This is a genomic window from Dyadobacter chenwenxiniae (assembly GCF_022869785.1).
GTDB classification, from domain to species: Bacteria; Bacteroidota; Bacteroidia; order Cytophagales; family Spirosomataceae; genus Dyadobacter; species Dyadobacter chenwenxiniae.
The window spans coordinates 3,882,201-3,898,185 of sequence record NZ_CP094997.1; the positions used below are offsets into that span (position 1 = coordinate 3,882,201).

Genomic DNA, 15,985 nt, shown 5'->3' on the forward strand with positions numbered 1-15,985 from the left:
AATTGTAAACAGACAAATATACAATTTCGGCCAATTATCTCTTTCCCATGGAAAGGGAATTCAGCTCCTGCATCTCTTTAAGTCTGGGAAGGTAAATGCTGGAAGGATATAATCTCATAAACTCGGCAATGGCTTGTGTATAAGCATCTTTACCACGCACTTTACCGATTAAAAACACGCGCAAAAGTGCAAACTTATCTTCCATAGCGTGGCCTTTATATGCGGGAAGGTTTTGTTCAATGTCTTCGAGGGCTTTGGCATAATCACCTTTTGAATAAAGTGCATAGGCAGCCTCATATTCTTTTACCGGATTCCCGGAACCAGCCACATTGCTGTCGGACGATTTACCGACAAGCCGTGCGTATGTCGAAGTTGGATATTCAGTGTACAATTTGTTTTTCCAGGTATTCTTCTCGTTCTCAGCTTCATATGTGAGATAAAGCAGATAGTATATCTCTTCTCTATACTGAGTTTTAGGGTATTCTGCCAAAACGCGTTCAAATGTGCTGATTGACCGTTGTGACTCTTGCAGATCGAACCGGTAAATTTTGCCCAAATTATAAAGGGCGTCTTCTTTTCGTTTTTGTGAATCCGCCATTTGCCCCTCTGTCAACGGAATATTTTGTTTCAGGGAAGTATGCAATGCATCCCATTCGGGTGTTCCTTTTTTCAAACTATTATCGGCTGTAACGGCTGCCTGTGATGCGAGCGAATCAGGTGTAGTGCGTTCATTACCCGCCAATGACTGCGTCTGCCGACTGCTCCGGCGCCAGTCATCTTCCAGCGGTCTGTTTCCCCAGGCGCGCTTAAATTCCGTTCGTCCCTGGTTGATTAAAGCCGGATCATAAAGCTCCCAACGGCGCTCTCCCCCATTGATCAAAGGATTTTGCACACTCTGAACATTCGTATTCTGTGCCGTAAGCATTGCTTTTCTTTCTTTGGCCTCTGCTTCTTTACGAGCGGTTTCCTGTGCTTCAATAATCGCGTCAATCTTATTGTCCAGCGCCGCAGGGTTCATTTGAGCAAGCTTTTGCAGACTGTCCTCCGTATTTACGATGCTATAATGGTTGACAAACTCATCGAGCGCCTTTTTTCGTTCTGAGACCAACTTGTATTCCGGTGCTTGCTGCGGCAGGATGGCCAGGGCGCTGTCGTAGTATGCTTTTGATAATTCAAATTTCTCCAGGGATTCGTAGTTGATCCGGGCCAGTTGCAGGTAACTGTATGCCTTCTGCTCCATGTTAGTGCCTTTGGAAGCAGCAACAGCCTTTTGCAAATAGCTTATGGCTTCTGGAATTTGCTTCCGGTGTTCAGCCAGCAAGCCCATTGTAAAATAGATTTTATCGTTCAGATCCTCATTCTTTCGGTCGCGAAGCATTCTGTCGAAACCTACGTCATCCAGATCTTTTTTGGGATCAAGCACGACTTCATTCTGAAGCGAATTCATGGACGAATAAAACCCCAGATCATAGCCAGGGCGATTTTTGCTTACACTTTTATAATGTTTGTTTGCTAATGCATACTGGCCTAGCCGATCGTACATCTGCGCTGCTGCAAAATGAATGCGGGCCGTTCCAGTTGATTTTTTAAGCAGCGGAAATGTCTCTTCCAGGATTGCGACCGATGTCAGAAATTCACCATTTTGCTGGTGCAAGTAAGCTTTGGTAAGATAAAAATCGCGGGTTAAGCCCTTACTAAGCGGCTGCTGGCTCAAATATTCCGCAATGCCCAGCGCATTTGAATAGTCCTTTCTTATAGTATAGGCACGCATGAGCAGGATTAGCGCATTGTTCTTATCATTTTCGTCCCGTCCGTTTGCATACACATAGCGCAACGCCTCCAGGCCGTCGGCCCACTCGCCCAGATATAATCTTGACTTTCCGAGCGCAATGTAACTATTGTCCACCCACTTGCTGTTTTGGTGCTTTTCGGCAACAATAGACGCCTTTTTGATGGCGTCCTGCAATTGCGGCTTCACGGGCAGCGAAAGCACGGAATCCATGGGAAGCAGGATGGGCAGCAATTCATTATAATTCTCTTTATAAGCCCTTCCCATCTGAAACTCCGCCTCGGCAAGACTTTGCTCTGCCATGAAATAAGCATTATAATGCGCAGAGAGGTTGTGAAAACCGATGGCGGCAGGTTTTGTGCTGAACTGTGAACAGGCCACCAAAAAACCAACTAAGGTTAATGTGAGTGCTGTCCGGCAGAAAAAGAGGGCAAAACGGTTGGTCACAAATATGAAGTTAGGGATGTCTTTTTGTCTTCTTATGAGCAAAACTAAAACGGTAATTTAAATAATTACGTATCGAAGATAAGCGCAATTGTAAAATTTGAAGCAATTTTGCCTCAATATTATCCGGCGATTACATGGAACCAAACAATGATGACGCGGCTAAGGAAGAGCGAAAAAGGGCATTGCAAAAAGAATCGTCCGGTTTCCTGAAATATTCCGGCATGGCAACCCAAATGCTGGGGACCATTTTGATCTTCACTTACGGCGGCTACAAGCTGGACGAATGGCAGCAAAATAAGGTGCCGGTCTGGACATTAGTGCTCTCGCTGCTTTCCATTGCGGGTTCATTGTATATGTTGATCAAAGGTTTCACAAAAAAATAGATCGCACTTAACGCACCTCTAATGTTACGGACAGTTGCTGCCACTATCATCATCGGAATTGCATTTTTCCTTGCTCAGCATTTTCACTTCGACCGCTTTCTGCATCCTTATATATGGTACATTCTGATCTTCTTTTTTGGGCTGTCAGTTTTTGCACATCGGCTTATGGAGATCGGGTTTCGAAACAATCGTGAAAAATTTGTCACTTTTTACATTGCAGTCATCGTCGGAAGGATCATTCTCAGTCTGATTTTCATTGCGCTGTTTTTGTTCAAAGGGTTAAGTGATTCATTCTTATTTATTACCAACTTTTTTGCACTCTATTTATTTTATACATGCTTTGAAATATATGGTTTGTATCGTAACTTGCGCCGCAATTGACAAAGCATAGCATTTCAAGCCTTTATGTACACCCATTTGAGACTGTTTTTTACTACTGCCCTGGTTGCGGCAACCTGCCTTTTGAATGTTCCTGTGATGGCGGACGAACCTACCCAGCATGAAGCTGAAAAGGTGGTTGAAGGCATTAATCAGGCCGAGCATAAAATTGAACATAATCTTGAAGAGTCGGAAGAGAAGTTCAATATAGGCCAGATGATCATGCACCACATTGCCGACTCGCATGAGTGGGAAATTACGCATGGTATGGTTCTTCCGCTCCCTGTAATCCTTTATTCAGCTGACCGCGGAATTGAAGTTTTCTCATCTTCGAACTTTCACAACGAGCACCACGAATACAACGGTTATCATTTGGTTCACGGTGATGCCGAGACAATCGTTCCGGTTGACGAATCTCGCGTTGTTTATGATTTCTCAATAACCAAAAACGTGGCGTCAATGCTTCTAAGCGCGGTTATCCTGATCCTGATCTTTACCAGCATTGCAGGTTATTATAAAAACAGTAAGGGCAAGGCACCGAAAGGTTTCCATTCGGCCATGGAGGTTATTATCCTTTTCATCCGCGATGACGTTGTGAAGCCAAATGTCGGCCCCAAATACGAAAAATACCTTCCTTACCTGCTTACATTGTTCTTCTTTATCCTGGTTAACAATATTCTTGGGCTGCTTCCGGGATCGGCTAACGTAACGGGTAACATTGCAGTGACGATGACGCTTGCTGTTCTGACATTCATCGTAGTTCACCTGAATGCAAATGGTAATTACTACAAACATCTTGTAAAACCAGACGGCGTTCCGGTTCCATTGTTGCTGATTATGATTCCGGTTGAGATTGTCGGTGTATTTATGAAGCCTTTCTCTCTGATGGTCCGGTTGTTCGCTAACATGACAGCAGGTCACATCATCTTGCTAAGTCTTTTTGGTTTGATATTCATTTTCCAAAGCATTGTAATCGCTCCGGTTATCTCGCTTTTCGCCTTGTTCCTGAACTTTATTGAGATCATGGTGGCGTTTATCCAGGCATTTATCTTTACACTTTTGTCGTCCATGTACATTGGAAGTGCGATTGAAGAGCACAGCCACGCAGATCACGGACATTGATTGAATCTCTTTTTTATTAATTATATATTTTAACAAACACAATTATGTTGCTTCAAATCTTGCTTCAAGCTACGGAACAAAGTGGTGCTGGTCTTGCTGTTTTCGGTGCTGCTATTGGTGCTGGTCTTGCTGCTATCGGTGCTGGTCTTGGTATCGGTAAAATCGGTGGAAGCGCTGTTGAAGGTATCGCTCGTCAGCCAGAAGCTGCTGGTGCTATCCAGACTGCCATGCTTATCATCGCGGCTCTTATCGAGGCGGTTGCGCTTTTCGCAGCGGTTATCTGTCTGCTGATTTCGTTCAAGCTTTAGTAAAAACATTGGACCCCGGTCCTTACTTCTTTTGCATTAGGCGTCAGAAGTAAAAATGAAACTTTCGTGGAAGCATTAGGCTTCCACGATTTTTAAGAAATAAAAGAGAGCGGTTCTTACACTCAAAACTCATTATACTATGTCATTGCTTACTCCAAACCCAGGCCTAATTTTCTGGATGCTGGTGGTATTCTTACTGGTTGTTTTCATCCTTGCCAAATTTGCCTGGAAACCAATCATTAAAGGACTTAAAGACCGTGAAAACGAAATCCAGGGCGCACTTGATCTTGCTGAAAGAACAAGAGCTGAAATGATTCAATTGAAATCGGACAACGAAAAGCTGATCGCAGAAGCAAATGCAGTGCGTGATCAAATCCTTCGCGATGCCAAAGACGCAGCTGACCGCACCATCCTTGAATCAAAAGACAAGGCAGCTGTTGAAGCTCAAAAAATGATCGAAAGCGCACGTGAAGCGATTCGTAACGAGCAACAAGTTGCTGTTACCAAGATCAGAAAAGAGGTTGCTGTACTTTCACTGGAAATCGCTGAGAAAGTTTTGCACCGCGAATTGAAAGATAAAGAAGCGCAGGAACAACTGATTGCAGAACTTGCTTCGTCTGCACGCCTTAACTAAAAAGTATACAAAATTAATTTACGATGTCAGTAAGTATAGTTGCTTCCAGATACGCAAAATCGCTGATCGAGCTAGCCAAAGAACAGAACGTTCTGGAAGCGGTTTATCAGGACATGCTTTTATTTAAGGATACGGCTGATAAAAACAGGGGCTTAATGCTTGCATTGAAAAGCCCTGTAGTGCGTCACGAAAAGAAATTGAACATTTTGAAAGCGCTTTTTGAAACGCGTGTCAATGCGGTTTCGTACGCTATCTTTACCATTATTACGAAGAAAAACAGAGAAGCAATTCTCGATGAAATAGCAAATGAATTTGTAAAAGCCTATAATTTATTCCAAGGCATACAAAGAGCAACGGTGGCGACTACAACACCATTGACTGACGAACTTCGCAAGCAGTTTACAGATATTGTTACTGCCTCAACAGGCCGTACAGTGCAATTGGCGGAAAAAATCGACCCGAATCTTATAGGTGGCTACGTGCTGACAATTGATGACCGTCAGATTGACGCATCATTGAGAAGCCGTCTTAACGAGCTGAAATTACAGTTTGTAAACTGATATTTTTATCTGCATAATTTGGAAGACCCGGCTGCTATGCGGCCAGGTCTTTTTTTATGTCCAAGTAATGCTAAACATTCATTTTTGAAACATTCTTAAAGCTAATGTCAATCGCTTCCAAAGCCGGGCGTTTTGCAACATCCTGCTCTACGAAAAAATGTTCCAGACCTGCAATTTTACGCGCATCAAAGATCTTCTTGAAGTCAATCGAACCCGTCCCAACTTCGGCAAATGACTGATCACCCTTATCCATATCCTTCACATGCCATAACGGGAAACGGCCCGGATATTTCTTGAACAAATCAACAGGATCCAGACCAGCTTTTACAATCCAATACAAATCCAGCTCCAACTTCACAAGGTTTGGATCCGTACTTGCGATGATATCATAAGGAAGCTGTCCGTCCATTTTCTTGAACTCAAAATCATGGTTGTGATAACCAAATTGCAAACCTGCCTTCTTTGCCACTTCCCCTGACTTATTGAACAGATCAACATATTTCTTGTAATCTTCAATCGACTTTCTTTCTCCATCTGTCAAATAGGCACAGTTCACATATTTCTGTCCAATTGCCGCTGCGTCGTCTACTGCACGCTGCCAGTCGTTTGAAAGTGTGCCTTTCTGATCTTTCATTTGAACGCCGGCGCCATAATGTCCGCTCACCGGATTAAGACCTAAGCCATCTAATATAGCCTTGAATTCCTTAGGCGTTTTGCCAAAGAATTTGCCGTCATTATATCCAAAAAGCTCAACCTCCTTGTAACCAATTGCTGCTACTTTTTTCAATGTTCCTTCCAGATCCTTAGCTAGATCCGTGCGTAATGTGTAAAGCTGCAAACCAATGTTTGAGGATACCTTAGCCGTCAAATCGAATTTTGAAAGCATAGGAGCCGCCAGCATAAAAGCACTCGCTTTCATGAATGATTTCCGTGAAATCTTTTCGTTGTAATTCATCTGTCTTATGTAGAAAAATTGGGGTTGGTTATATTTATTTGGTAATCGTAATTGCTCCTGAGCCGGAAAGCTTCGCCTTCATATCTTCCGTCACTTGCCAATCATCCGAAAAATTGCCGTTAACAATCAAATTTGTAGACGAATCCTTAAAGAAAAACAGATCCTTGAATTCCGGAAGTCGGCGATGCATGACGGAAACAAAAGGGAAGCCCTTATCCTCCGCTCCACTCCACCAAGGCAGACCAGAGCTTACCGCCACGTAATGTTTGTCCATCGGAAATACATACAATAACCCGTGCGCTTTATCAGCAGGACTCAAATGCACGGGAAGCTTGTCTGCATATTTTGCAATCATTGCATTCGTTTCCTTTGTTCCAAACAGAATAAGGTTGCTACTCTCAATATCACTCTCCCGCACTTCCTTATCTGATAAAACCCTTGGAAAAAACATAATCCGGCCCAAGAATTCTCCTCTGTAATGCGACCAGTCGGCAGCCTGAGTGGCCAAATCGGTCCTTTTCTTCAACTCTTCGGGAGAAGGATTGTCAGCAGTGCCGTAGACATAGATGTGACGGCTTGAAAATGCCTCATAAATTGGCCCTTCGGCTCCTTTCTTCTTCACTATGCCTATTGCAATGGGGCTCGTTGCCACTGCCCATACATTGTTATTTTTCACAAAAGAAATCGAGCTGTCCAATTTTGCTGTAAGCGCTTTTCCATCAATAGTAAAACTTACATTCGTTGCAGCATTGAATTTAGGATGACCTTTCAGGTTAACAGTGAACGCAGAAAGGTTCTTCGTAGTGATCGTCGCCGCATTCGGCTTGTTCAGATTGGCGTCAATCTCTGCCAAAGTTCCCAGATTCATTTTATCAAACTGAACCCAGAAAGCCTTATTGTATTTGTATTGCTTGCTGACAAATTTGACGCGATTAGGAAAGGGATTGCGTTCGGCGTGCCCAAACCATTCGAAGATAAATTCATTGTCATAGGCGCTTACCCAACTGTCGTGTTTCACATCCACAAACTCTTTATAACTCACTTCAACACCAATATCCTGCAAATGCTGCACCCATTTGCGCGTGCCCGCAACGGGAACGACCGGATCAGCATCGCCATGAAAAAAGTGAATGGGGAAATTTAATGCGTTAGAAGCAAGATCGAATGTTCCTTCCGGCGGTGCGGGGCAAACCGGCGCAATCGCTGCCCAAATGTCAGGCCTTGTAAGTCCGATCCAAAGTGTCCCTCCCCCACCCATGGACAGGCCGGTGAGGTAAGTTCTATTTTCATCAATTTTAAAGCGCTTTTTCACGTCATCGAGGACATCATAAACGTCTTCTTCGGGAATGCCTTGGTAACCTGCTGTCCCTCTTGCATAAGGCGAAGCGACAATAAAATCAACATCTTCCCACGGCTGAAAATATCTGCTTGCTTCCACGTCCGTTTCACCTTCGGCATTCGTTTTACCAAAAACACGTTTCAATGCGAGCCGATGGTTCGAGCCGGCGCCGTGCAGCATGATCACCAGCGGATATTTCTTATTCTCGTCAAAATTCTTGGGAAGATATAGTCCGTAAGGCTGCTCGGTGTCGTCAGCATCGGAATGAAATGTGAGGACTTGCGGGCCGGGTGAGAGCTTCTGGGCTGACAAATTAGTAAAGCTGAGCACCAAGATCAGAACTATCAAAACCTTTGTATTCCAGAATTTCATTCCCATTTCATATGATAATTTTCTTGGGCTAAATATAAACTAAATCATAACGACTATTTACTAAAATGTGCATTTCATTCTTGCCAATATATGTTAACAAAAAAAGAGGCGGATCAAATGACCCGCCTCTTCAAGCATTGTTACTATAAGATCTGCCGATTAATTGGCCAGCTCTTCTTCTTTTTTACGAACACTGATAACAAGTTGTTCACTGTTCTCTTCGTGATTGGCCACAAGCACATCTCCTTCGCGCAAATCGCCTTTCAATATTTCCTCTGCTACGGGATCTTCAAGATATTTCTGGATCGCACGGTTTAAAGGACGGGCTCCGTATTGCGGATCGTAACCTTTTTCGGATAAGAAGTCCTTCGCAGGAATTGTCAATTCTATTTCGTAACCTAAACCTTTCACACGGTTGAACAATTTACCCAGTGAAATGTCGATAATTCTGTGCAAATCTTCACGTTGCAGTGAGTTGAACACGATCACATCATCCAAACGGTTCAGGAATTCCGGAGAGAATGCTTTCCGAAGTGCACTTTGAATGGTGCCCTTCATAATGTCATCCTGGTTTTCCGTTTTCGCTTTGGTAGAGAAGCCGATTCCAGATCCGAAATCCTTCAAATCACGCGCTCCAATGTTCGAAGTCATGATAATGATCGTATTTCTGAAATCCACTCTGCGTCCCAGACCGTCTGTCAGGATTCCGTCGTCAAGCACTTGCAAAAGAATGTTGAAAACATCCGGATGCGCTTTTTCGATTTCATCCAAAAGGACCACACTGTAAGGCTTACGTCTGATTTTTTCGGTCAACTGTCCCCCTTCTTCATAACCCACATATCCCGGAGGCGCTCCTACCAAACGCGATACGCTGAATTTCTCCATGTATTCGCTCATATCGATTCGCACCAAAGAATCATCTTTGTCAAACAGATATGTTGAAAGCACTTTCGCGAGCTCGGTTTTACCTACACCGGTTGGTCCCAGGAAAATGAATGATCCAATTGGTTTCTTAGGATCTTTCAAACCTACCCTGGTGCGCTGAATCGCTTTCACAAGCTTTTCAATCGGCGGGTTCTGACCAATTACTTTCGCTTTCAATTCGTCAGCCATGTTCAGCAATTTCTTGCCTTCGTCCATGGAAACATTCGTTACAGGGATACCTGTCATCATTGCAACCACCTCGGCTACATTATGTTCGGTTACAGTGTAACGTTTTTGTTTGGTTTCTTCTTCCCAAGCCACTTTGGCACGCTCCAACTGATCGATCAATTTCTTCTCACGATCTCTCAATTGCGCAGCTTCTTCGTATTTCTGGCTCTTAACAACCCTGTTCTTTTCCTGCTTGATATTTTCAATCTGCTCTTCAAGAACGAGAATGTCTTCGGGAACGGTAATATTGCTTATGTGAACTCTCGCTCCCACTTCATCCAAGACGTCAATCGCCTTATCTGGCAAGAAACGGTCTGTAATGTATCTTTCAGAAAGCTTAACAGCTGTGCTGATAGACTCAGGCGTGTAATTCACATGGTGGTGATCTTCATATTTATCCTTAATGTTTTCAAGGATCTGAATGGTTTCTTCAATTGAAGTTGCATCCACCATCACCATTTGGAAACGACGTGCTAATGCTCCATCTTTTTCAATATACTGGCGATATTCATCTAGTGTCGTCGCACCGATACATTGAATTTCTCCGCGCGACAGTGCTGGTTTGAACATGTTTGAAGCATCCAGTGAACCGGAAGCGCCGCCTGCGCCTACGATCGTATGAAGCTCATCAATGAACAGGATCACATCCGGGGATTTTTCCAATTCATTCATAACTGCTTTCATTCTTTCTTCAAACTGCCCACGGTATTTCGTTCCGGCAACAAGAGAAGCAAGATCAAGTGTTACAACGCGTTTGCCAAAAAGCACACGAGAAACTTTTTTCTGAACAATTCTCAGCGCAAGACCTTCCGCGATCGCAGTTTTACCTACACCGGGCTCACCAATCAGGATTGGGTTATTCTTTTTACGACGGCTAAGGATCTGGGCAACACGTTCGATCTCTTTTTCACGTCCAACGATCGGATCCAATTTTCCAACCTCGGCCATTTTGGTCAGGTCGCGTCCAAAGTTATCCAAAACCGGAGTCCGTGATTTTTCAGCTCCTTTTGATTCTTTACCAGATGCGGAGCCGCTTCCTCCCCCAAACATACCACCTCTTGCCTCATCATCTCCGTCTTCGGTCTCCGGCCCCATGTGCGGCTTGGATCCTGATGATTGATATTCTAACATTTCTTTGATGACTTCGTAGTTAACATTAAATTTATGAAGAATCTGGGTGCCCACATTGTCCTCATCACGCAAGATCGAAAGCAGCAAATGTTCCGTTCCGATCAAATTACTCTTAAAAATTTTGGCTTCCAGATAAGTAATTTTTAAAACTTTCTCCGACTGTCTTGTCAGGGGTATATTTTGTAAATTCTTAACGTTATTGGTCGCTGCGCCCTTTGTTGCCTGCTCAATGGTCTGTCGGACATCATCCAGAGAAACGCCAAGCTTCTTTAACAAGCCAATCGCCACTCCGTCTCCTTCACGAATCATTCCCAGCAACAAATGCTCTGCTCCAATGTAATCATGACCGAGGCGAAGCGCTTCTTCCCGGCTCATCGTGATTACCTCTTTCACTCTATTCGAAAATTTTGCTTCCATTATGCAGCAATAAAAAGTGTTTAATATTCTAAACGCTACTTGATCCTCGTTTGTTCAAAATAGCTTTACTGGAACTTACAGGATCTTAACAAAACACTCCTTGCTTCGGGCCCCATATTAAATAGTAAATCAATAATACTTAAGTTGCTTACAAAATCATTCCCAAATGTCTGGTAGTAAGGCTCCGGCTTGTAACATTGGGGTGTAAATGTGCTTTTCTTGTTGTTAATGAGGGAAATAGCATTAAATGCCTCACTTTTCTCAATATCCGCACCTGACAAATTGTACTGAACATCCTTTTTAACTCCTACCAATCTAAGACAAATTGTCAATAATTCATAATTCAAATCAACGAGATATGCTAATTTTTTATCGTATATCTGCAAAAGCTCCGGGGCATAAAACTCATAAAACGGGGATTTTCCGTAAGCTGATTGCAAACAGCCTAAATGACGACGGATCCAATCCTGGCCGTAATCAATCTTAATATCTTTTGTGGGGGTGGCTATCTCGTACTTCTGAACCGGAACTGTAAGCTGATCTATTTTATTCGCAGTTAGCACACTGCATCTGTTTCGATGAGTCTGCTTCACATACCGTTCCTCAATGTCGATATAAATACGATCGTACTTTAATAAACAGGTAAAATACGCTAAACAAGGCAAATACTGTAATTCGATCCGTATTCCCGTAATCTCGTTACGGTTACTCAAAATTTCTGACACTATCAAATATGGTAAAGCCTTATGATATTATCAAAAAATTTATAATAAATATTTTACACAGGCAGCATTGTACCAAACGAACTTAAAACATTACAATTTCGCCTTATGAAAAGACACTAATATCGCCGAGTCCTTCCCGGATTATTTCGAATCCATCGCTGTCAGCTTTCACGATCGTCGAAGCAATGTTCCCGCCATAACCGCCGTCAATTACGATGTCCACCTGATGCTGGAATTTTTCGTAAATCAGCTCAGGATCAGTGGAATACTCGATGATCTCGTCATCGTCTTTGATAGAAGTTGTTACGATCGGATTTCCAAGCTCTTTTACGATCAGTCGGGCAATGTTATTATCAGGGACGCGGATTCCTACGGTTTTCTTGTTGGTATTCAAAAGTTTGGGAACCGCTGTTGTGGCTTCCAGGATAAAGGTGTAAGGTCCGGGCAAAACCCTTTTCATGATCTTAAAAGCGGAATTATCAACCCGGGCGAAATCTGCTATGTGACTCAGATCGTAACAAATGAAGGAAAAGTCATTTTTCTGAGGCTTAATCCCTTTAATGCGGGCGATTTTTTCAACTGCTCTGGAATTGTAAATGTCGCATCCGAGTCCATAAACGGTGTCGGTAGGATAAATAACCAGACCGCCATTCCGAAGCACATCAACGACCTGACGGATTCTTCTTTCGTCAGGATTTTGGGGATAAATTTTAATAAATTCAGCAGGCATAGGTAATAGCAACTTTTTGAAATAACAATCCTAAAAGCTAAAACCTTCCTGACTAAGCGCTTTTTTTAAGTTTTTGATATAAAAACGATAGGCAAAATTGACAGGAAGATGAAGTCTGCACATGAAAACAATGAGCTCGGTTTGCCATCCCGGATTTTCAATGTAGTTCAGTAAAACCCGAAAACGAACTGCCAGCTCAAATTCTTGCGCATACCAGCATTTTCTGATAAATGTACGGATTCGTGCAGCCAAAAGATCAAATTCTTGCTGGTCCCGGTTCAGGTCGTATGCTTTGTTGCAAACTGCGTAATAGGATGCCAGCATGCCGCTCCCTTTTTTGTAAACCATGGATGAAAGCGACGAAGGAACAATGCGCTTTTTGGTAAGGATTTCGTCCAGATAAAAATATTTGTACTGTGCCGCGGAACGAACCCAGAAGTCGAAATCCTCGAAGGTGAGCGTTTCGTCATAGCCTCCCAGTTCGAGCATCGTACTGGTACGCATCATCATGGTAGGCGTGCATATGAAGTATCTTTCAAGCACATTTTTGTAAACATCACCCGATGGGACTTGCCTGATCGCGCTGCCATTCGCATTCACTGCGTAATGATTTTCAAGCTCTTTTCCTGCCGGATCAATGTATCTGGCATTGGAAAAAACAACTGCAAAATCATCCGCGAGCATTTCAAATGCTTCAACCTGCTTTTCTATGCGGTCGGGCATTAGCAGATCATCCCCGGCAAGATCAATCACATATTTCCCTTTCGCCCTCGATAGGCCATGATTAAAGGCCGCGCATAAGCCGAAATTTCTTCTGTTTTTGATAAATAAAAAATTCCGGGATGCACTTTTGGAGGCCTCTATGACCAGTAATGTATCGTCTTGGCTGGCATTGTCAATGACAATCAGTTCGAGGTTTTTGTAAGTTTGGTCAAATACCGATTCAAGTGTTTCGCCAACATATTTTTCCTGATTATAAGCTGTCAGGATAACAGTCACCAATGGTTTTTCCTTTTCTTTCATTTCAACGCGCAGTATCGCAATTCCGGCTCCACAGCCGTATTTTTAGTTCTTAATGAAGCTATAAGCAACAAAATTAGCAACATTAGGGCGATGTCAGAAAAGTAGTTAGTTTGCGGTAGGTCAATGTTTAGCGATGGCTTTGGCCCTGGCCGCGGTGTTGATGCTGGCATTGATTTCGAACCCCAGGATGATCACAAATGCCAGCAGATAAAGCCAGATCATGAGGGCGATCATGGTTCCAATGGAGCCGTAAAGCTTGTTATAAGAGCTGAAACGCGACAGATAAAACGAAAATCCGTAAGTCGCGAAAAGGATGAGCACAGAAGCAATGACCGCCCCTGCGTTTATAAAACTAAATTGCCTGCCATGCGAAGGGGCAAACCGGTAAATCATCGAAATTGTAAACATCAGGGAGCCGAAACTGATCATATAACGCGTGACATTCAGCATGACAATCATCCAGTCATCCTGCAAAATATTCCAGTCGCTAAAAATATTCATAACCGCGTCACCGACGATCAAAAGAATCACTGAAAGGAACAGCACTACGATCAGCAGCAATGTCAACAATGTGGCAATAGCTCTTAATTTTAAGAAGCCGCGTGTATCATTGTCATCATAAACCATGTCAAAAGAGCGCATTAAGGACATCATTCCATTCGTTGACGCGATCATGGCAAAGATAAAACCGAATGAAAGCACACCTTTTCTTGGCCTGCTGATAATGTCCATAATAGTCTGATCCGCATCCTCATAAATGCCACTGGGAACATTTTCCCGCAGCAACTCCATAATCTGCTGGTCCAGATGCTCAATCGGAATGTAGGGAATTAATGTAAAAAGGAAGATTACCGCCGGGAAAGATGCAAGGGTAAGACTGTAAGCAACGGCAGAAGCACGCTGGTCAATGTCATACTTGCGGTTGCTCCTGACCAGATTTACAAGAATGTCATACAAAGAAACTGTCCCGCCCAGAAATACGGTGTCCTGCAACCAGACAATAAGCCGCTTGACATGCCGGTTTTTTAACAGTTTCTCAAGCATAGGCAACGATTAAACTTCAAAATAAGGTTTCAGCTTGTTCAACAGCTTTTCGGGAGCCATGCACAGCTTTCCATTGTCACGCCGCTGAAAAACCAAAGTCGTTTCGCCTGTATTAAGCAGCACATCGAGTTGATTACGGATCTCATAGTGAAAAACAACTCTTATGCCAGGCATTTCCTGTAAAGTCACCCTGATGCTCAGTTCATCATCATATCGGGCTGGCTTAATGTAACGTGAGCGGTTTTCATAAACAGGCATCATTACGCCCTCGTCTTCCATCACTTTGTAATGAAAATCCAGGCTTCTCAGCGCCTCAACCCTCCCAATCTCGTAATAACGCGCATAATTTCCATAATACACATATCCCATCTGATCCGTGTCCGCATAACGGACCCGTACGCCCTTAACTTCGTGAACAAACATTATTTCATGATTTTGAGTCGGTTCAATTCGGCCTGATACATGCGCGCATTGTTCAGGTGATCCGCATAATTGGTCGCAAATGCATGGTAACCCGAGAGGTCCGCCTTGGCGCACATATATACGTAATCGTGCTTGTCATAATTAAGCACAGCATTCAGTGAATTGAGGTCTGCAACGCGGATCGGGCCGGGAGGTAAACCTACGTTTGCATATGTATTATAAGGGGATTTTATCAAAAGCTGACCGTTCAAAATGCGCTTGATAGCAAAATCCTGCAAAGCGAATTTAATAGTCGGGTCGGCTTGCAAGGGCATCTGCGCGTTCAGGCGGTTGATGTAAAGTCCTGCCACTTTGGCTCTTTCATCCACTTTGCGCGCCTGCTCCTCTTCCACAATGGATGCCAGAATAGAAACTTGCACGGGTGTCAAGCCAATCGCTTTTGCTTTTGCGACCCTCTCGTCTGTCCAGTATTTCTTATACTCGCTGTGCATCCGGTCGAGGAATTTTTCCGTGCCGGTTGTCCAGTAAACTTCGTAAGTGTTTGGCAAAAACATGGAAACGATTGTCAGCGTATCCAGTCCGTATTTATTACAAACCGCCGGATCATTCAGAGCCTTTCTAAAATTCTCTTCCCCAAACTCAAAACGACTACCAATCCTGGTAATCAGGTCTTCTTTCAGCCTGATGTTGTTGAATGTCAGCTTCACCGCGTCCTGATTTCCGGCGGCAAGCTTCTTAACAACCTCGTAGTTATTGGAACCAGGCTTGATCACATATCTTCCCGGCTTAACCTTGTCCGGATAATTTAAAAGTTTGGCCAAAAACTGAAACGAAATATGGTCATTGATCACATCATGCTTATTCAATGAGTCCAAAACAGTCTTATATGTAGCCTTTTCGGGAATCAGCAATGCAAAGCTCGACTGCTTGTCTACTTGCAAATTCGGCGTTTTGAATATCTGCCAAAAATAAAATGTAAATGTGGTGGTAAGAATTGCTATTGTTACAAACAACCCTACTTTGAAATTACGCGACATAAGTTATACGGCTATC

16 protein-coding genes are annotated in these 15,985 nt (G+C 43.4%); 6 read left to right on the forward strand and 10 right to left on the reverse strand.

Features of this window, described 5'->3' with window-relative positions:
- Positions 1 to 34: 34 nt before the first annotated feature.
- A complete protein-coding gene (porW, locus tag MUK70_RS16615; protein WP_234653855.1) occupies positions 35 to 2,278 on the reverse strand; it encodes a type IX secretion system periplasmic lipoprotein PorW/SprE in 2,244 nt (747 codons plus the stop codon).
- Between the two features lie 92 nt (positions 2,279 to 2,370).
- Here porW and MUK70_RS16620 point away from each other — a divergent pair, with 92 nt between their 5' ends.
- From MUK70_RS16620 to atpH, 6 genes are all read left to right on the forward strand, one after another.
- Positions 2,371 to 2,619, forward strand: a complete 249-nt coding sequence (locus MUK70_RS16620; RefSeq protein WP_234608108.1) for an AtpZ/AtpI family protein — start codon at positions 2,371 to 2,373, stop codon at positions 2,617 to 2,619.
- 21 nt (positions 2,620 to 2,640) lie between these two features.
- Entirely contained in the window at positions 2,641 to 3,000 is a 360-nt protein-coding gene (locus tag MUK70_RS16625; RefSeq protein WP_234653857.1) for a hypothetical protein, read from the forward strand.
- 24 nt (positions 3,001 to 3,024) lie between these two features.
- Positions 3,025 to 4,119: a F0F1 ATP synthase subunit A gene (gene atpB / locus MUK70_RS16630; RefSeq protein ID WP_234653859.1), complete on the forward strand. Its 1,095-nt coding sequence runs from the start codon at positions 3,025 to 3,027 to the stop codon at positions 4,117 to 4,119.
- A 44-nt stretch (positions 4,120 to 4,163) separates the two neighbouring features.
- Positions 4,164 to 4,427, forward strand: coding sequence for an ATP synthase F0 subunit C (gene atpE / locus MUK70_RS16635; protein ID WP_131957818.1), 264 nt, complete (start codon positions 4,164 to 4,166; stop codon positions 4,425 to 4,427).
- Positions 4,428 to 4,566: 139 nt separating this feature from the next.
- The gene (gene atpF / locus MUK70_RS16640) at positions 4,567 to 5,061 is read left to right on the forward strand and encodes a F0F1 ATP synthase subunit B (protein WP_234608105.1); all 495 of its coding nucleotides are present in this window, start codon (positions 4,567 to 4,569) and stop codon (positions 5,059 to 5,061) included.
- Positions 5,062 to 5,084: 23 nt separating this feature from the next.
- A complete protein-coding gene (atpH, locus tag MUK70_RS16645; protein ID WP_234653861.1) occupies positions 5,085 to 5,621 on the forward strand; it encodes an ATP synthase F1 subunit delta in 537 nt (178 codons plus the stop codon).
- 70 nt (positions 5,622 to 5,691) lie between these two features.
- Here the strand turns inward: atpH and MUK70_RS16650 are convergent, their stop codons facing one another.
- The 9 genes from MUK70_RS16650 to mltG form a co-directional block, all read right to left on the reverse strand.
- A complete protein-coding gene (locus tag MUK70_RS16650) occupies positions 5,692 to 6,576 on the reverse strand; it encodes a sugar phosphate isomerase/epimerase family protein (RefSeq protein WP_234653863.1) in 885 nt (294 codons plus the stop codon).
- Between the two features lie 34 nt (positions 6,577 to 6,610).
- Positions 6,611 to 8,287: a carboxylesterase family protein gene (locus MUK70_RS16655; protein ID WP_234653865.1), complete on the reverse strand. Its 1,677-nt coding sequence runs from the start codon at positions 8,285 to 8,287 to the stop codon at positions 6,611 to 6,613.
- 159 nt (positions 8,288 to 8,446) lie between these two features.
- Complete coding sequence (locus MUK70_RS16660; RefSeq protein WP_234608101.1) at positions 8,447 to 10,987, reverse strand: ATP-dependent Clp protease ATP-binding subunit; 2,541 nt, start codon at positions 10,985 to 10,987, stop codon at positions 8,447 to 8,449.
- Positions 10,988 to 11,052: 65 nt separating this feature from the next.
- Positions 11,053 to 11,712 carry a WbqC family protein gene (locus tag MUK70_RS16665; protein ID WP_234653867.1) on the reverse strand — a complete coding sequence of 220 codons (660 nt, stop codon included), beginning with the start codon at positions 11,710 to 11,712 and terminating at the stop codon, positions 11,053 to 11,055.
- A gap of 103 nt (positions 11,713 to 11,815) precedes the next feature.
- A complete protein-coding gene (locus MUK70_RS16670; protein WP_234608099.1) occupies positions 11,816 to 12,442 on the reverse strand; it encodes an L-threonylcarbamoyladenylate synthase in 627 nt (208 codons plus the stop codon).
- Between the two features lie 30 nt (positions 12,443 to 12,472).
- Positions 12,473 to 13,465 carry a glycosyltransferase gene (locus tag MUK70_RS16675; RefSeq protein ID WP_234653869.1) on the reverse strand — a complete coding sequence of 331 codons (993 nt, stop codon included), beginning with the start codon at positions 13,463 to 13,465 and terminating at the stop codon, positions 12,473 to 12,475.
- Between the two features lie 120 nt (positions 13,466 to 13,585).
- Positions 13,586 to 14,509 (reverse strand): YihY/virulence factor BrkB family protein, encoded by a 924-nt coding sequence (locus MUK70_RS16680; protein ID WP_234608097.1) that lies wholly within the window; start codon positions 14,507 to 14,509, stop codon positions 13,586 to 13,588.
- 9 nt (positions 14,510 to 14,518) lie between these two features.
- The gene (locus tag MUK70_RS16685; RefSeq protein WP_234608096.1) at positions 14,519 to 14,932 is read right to left on the reverse strand and encodes an acyl-CoA thioesterase; all 414 of its coding nucleotides are present in this window, start codon (positions 14,930 to 14,932) and stop codon (positions 14,519 to 14,521) included.
- A complete protein-coding gene (gene mltG / locus MUK70_RS16690; RefSeq protein WP_234608095.1) occupies positions 14,932 to 15,969 on the reverse strand; it encodes an endolytic transglycosylase MltG in 1,038 nt (345 codons plus the stop codon). The genes MUK70_RS16685 and mltG overlap by 1 nt, the downstream gene beginning before the upstream one ends.
- Positions 15,970 to 15,985 lie beyond the last annotated feature (16 nt).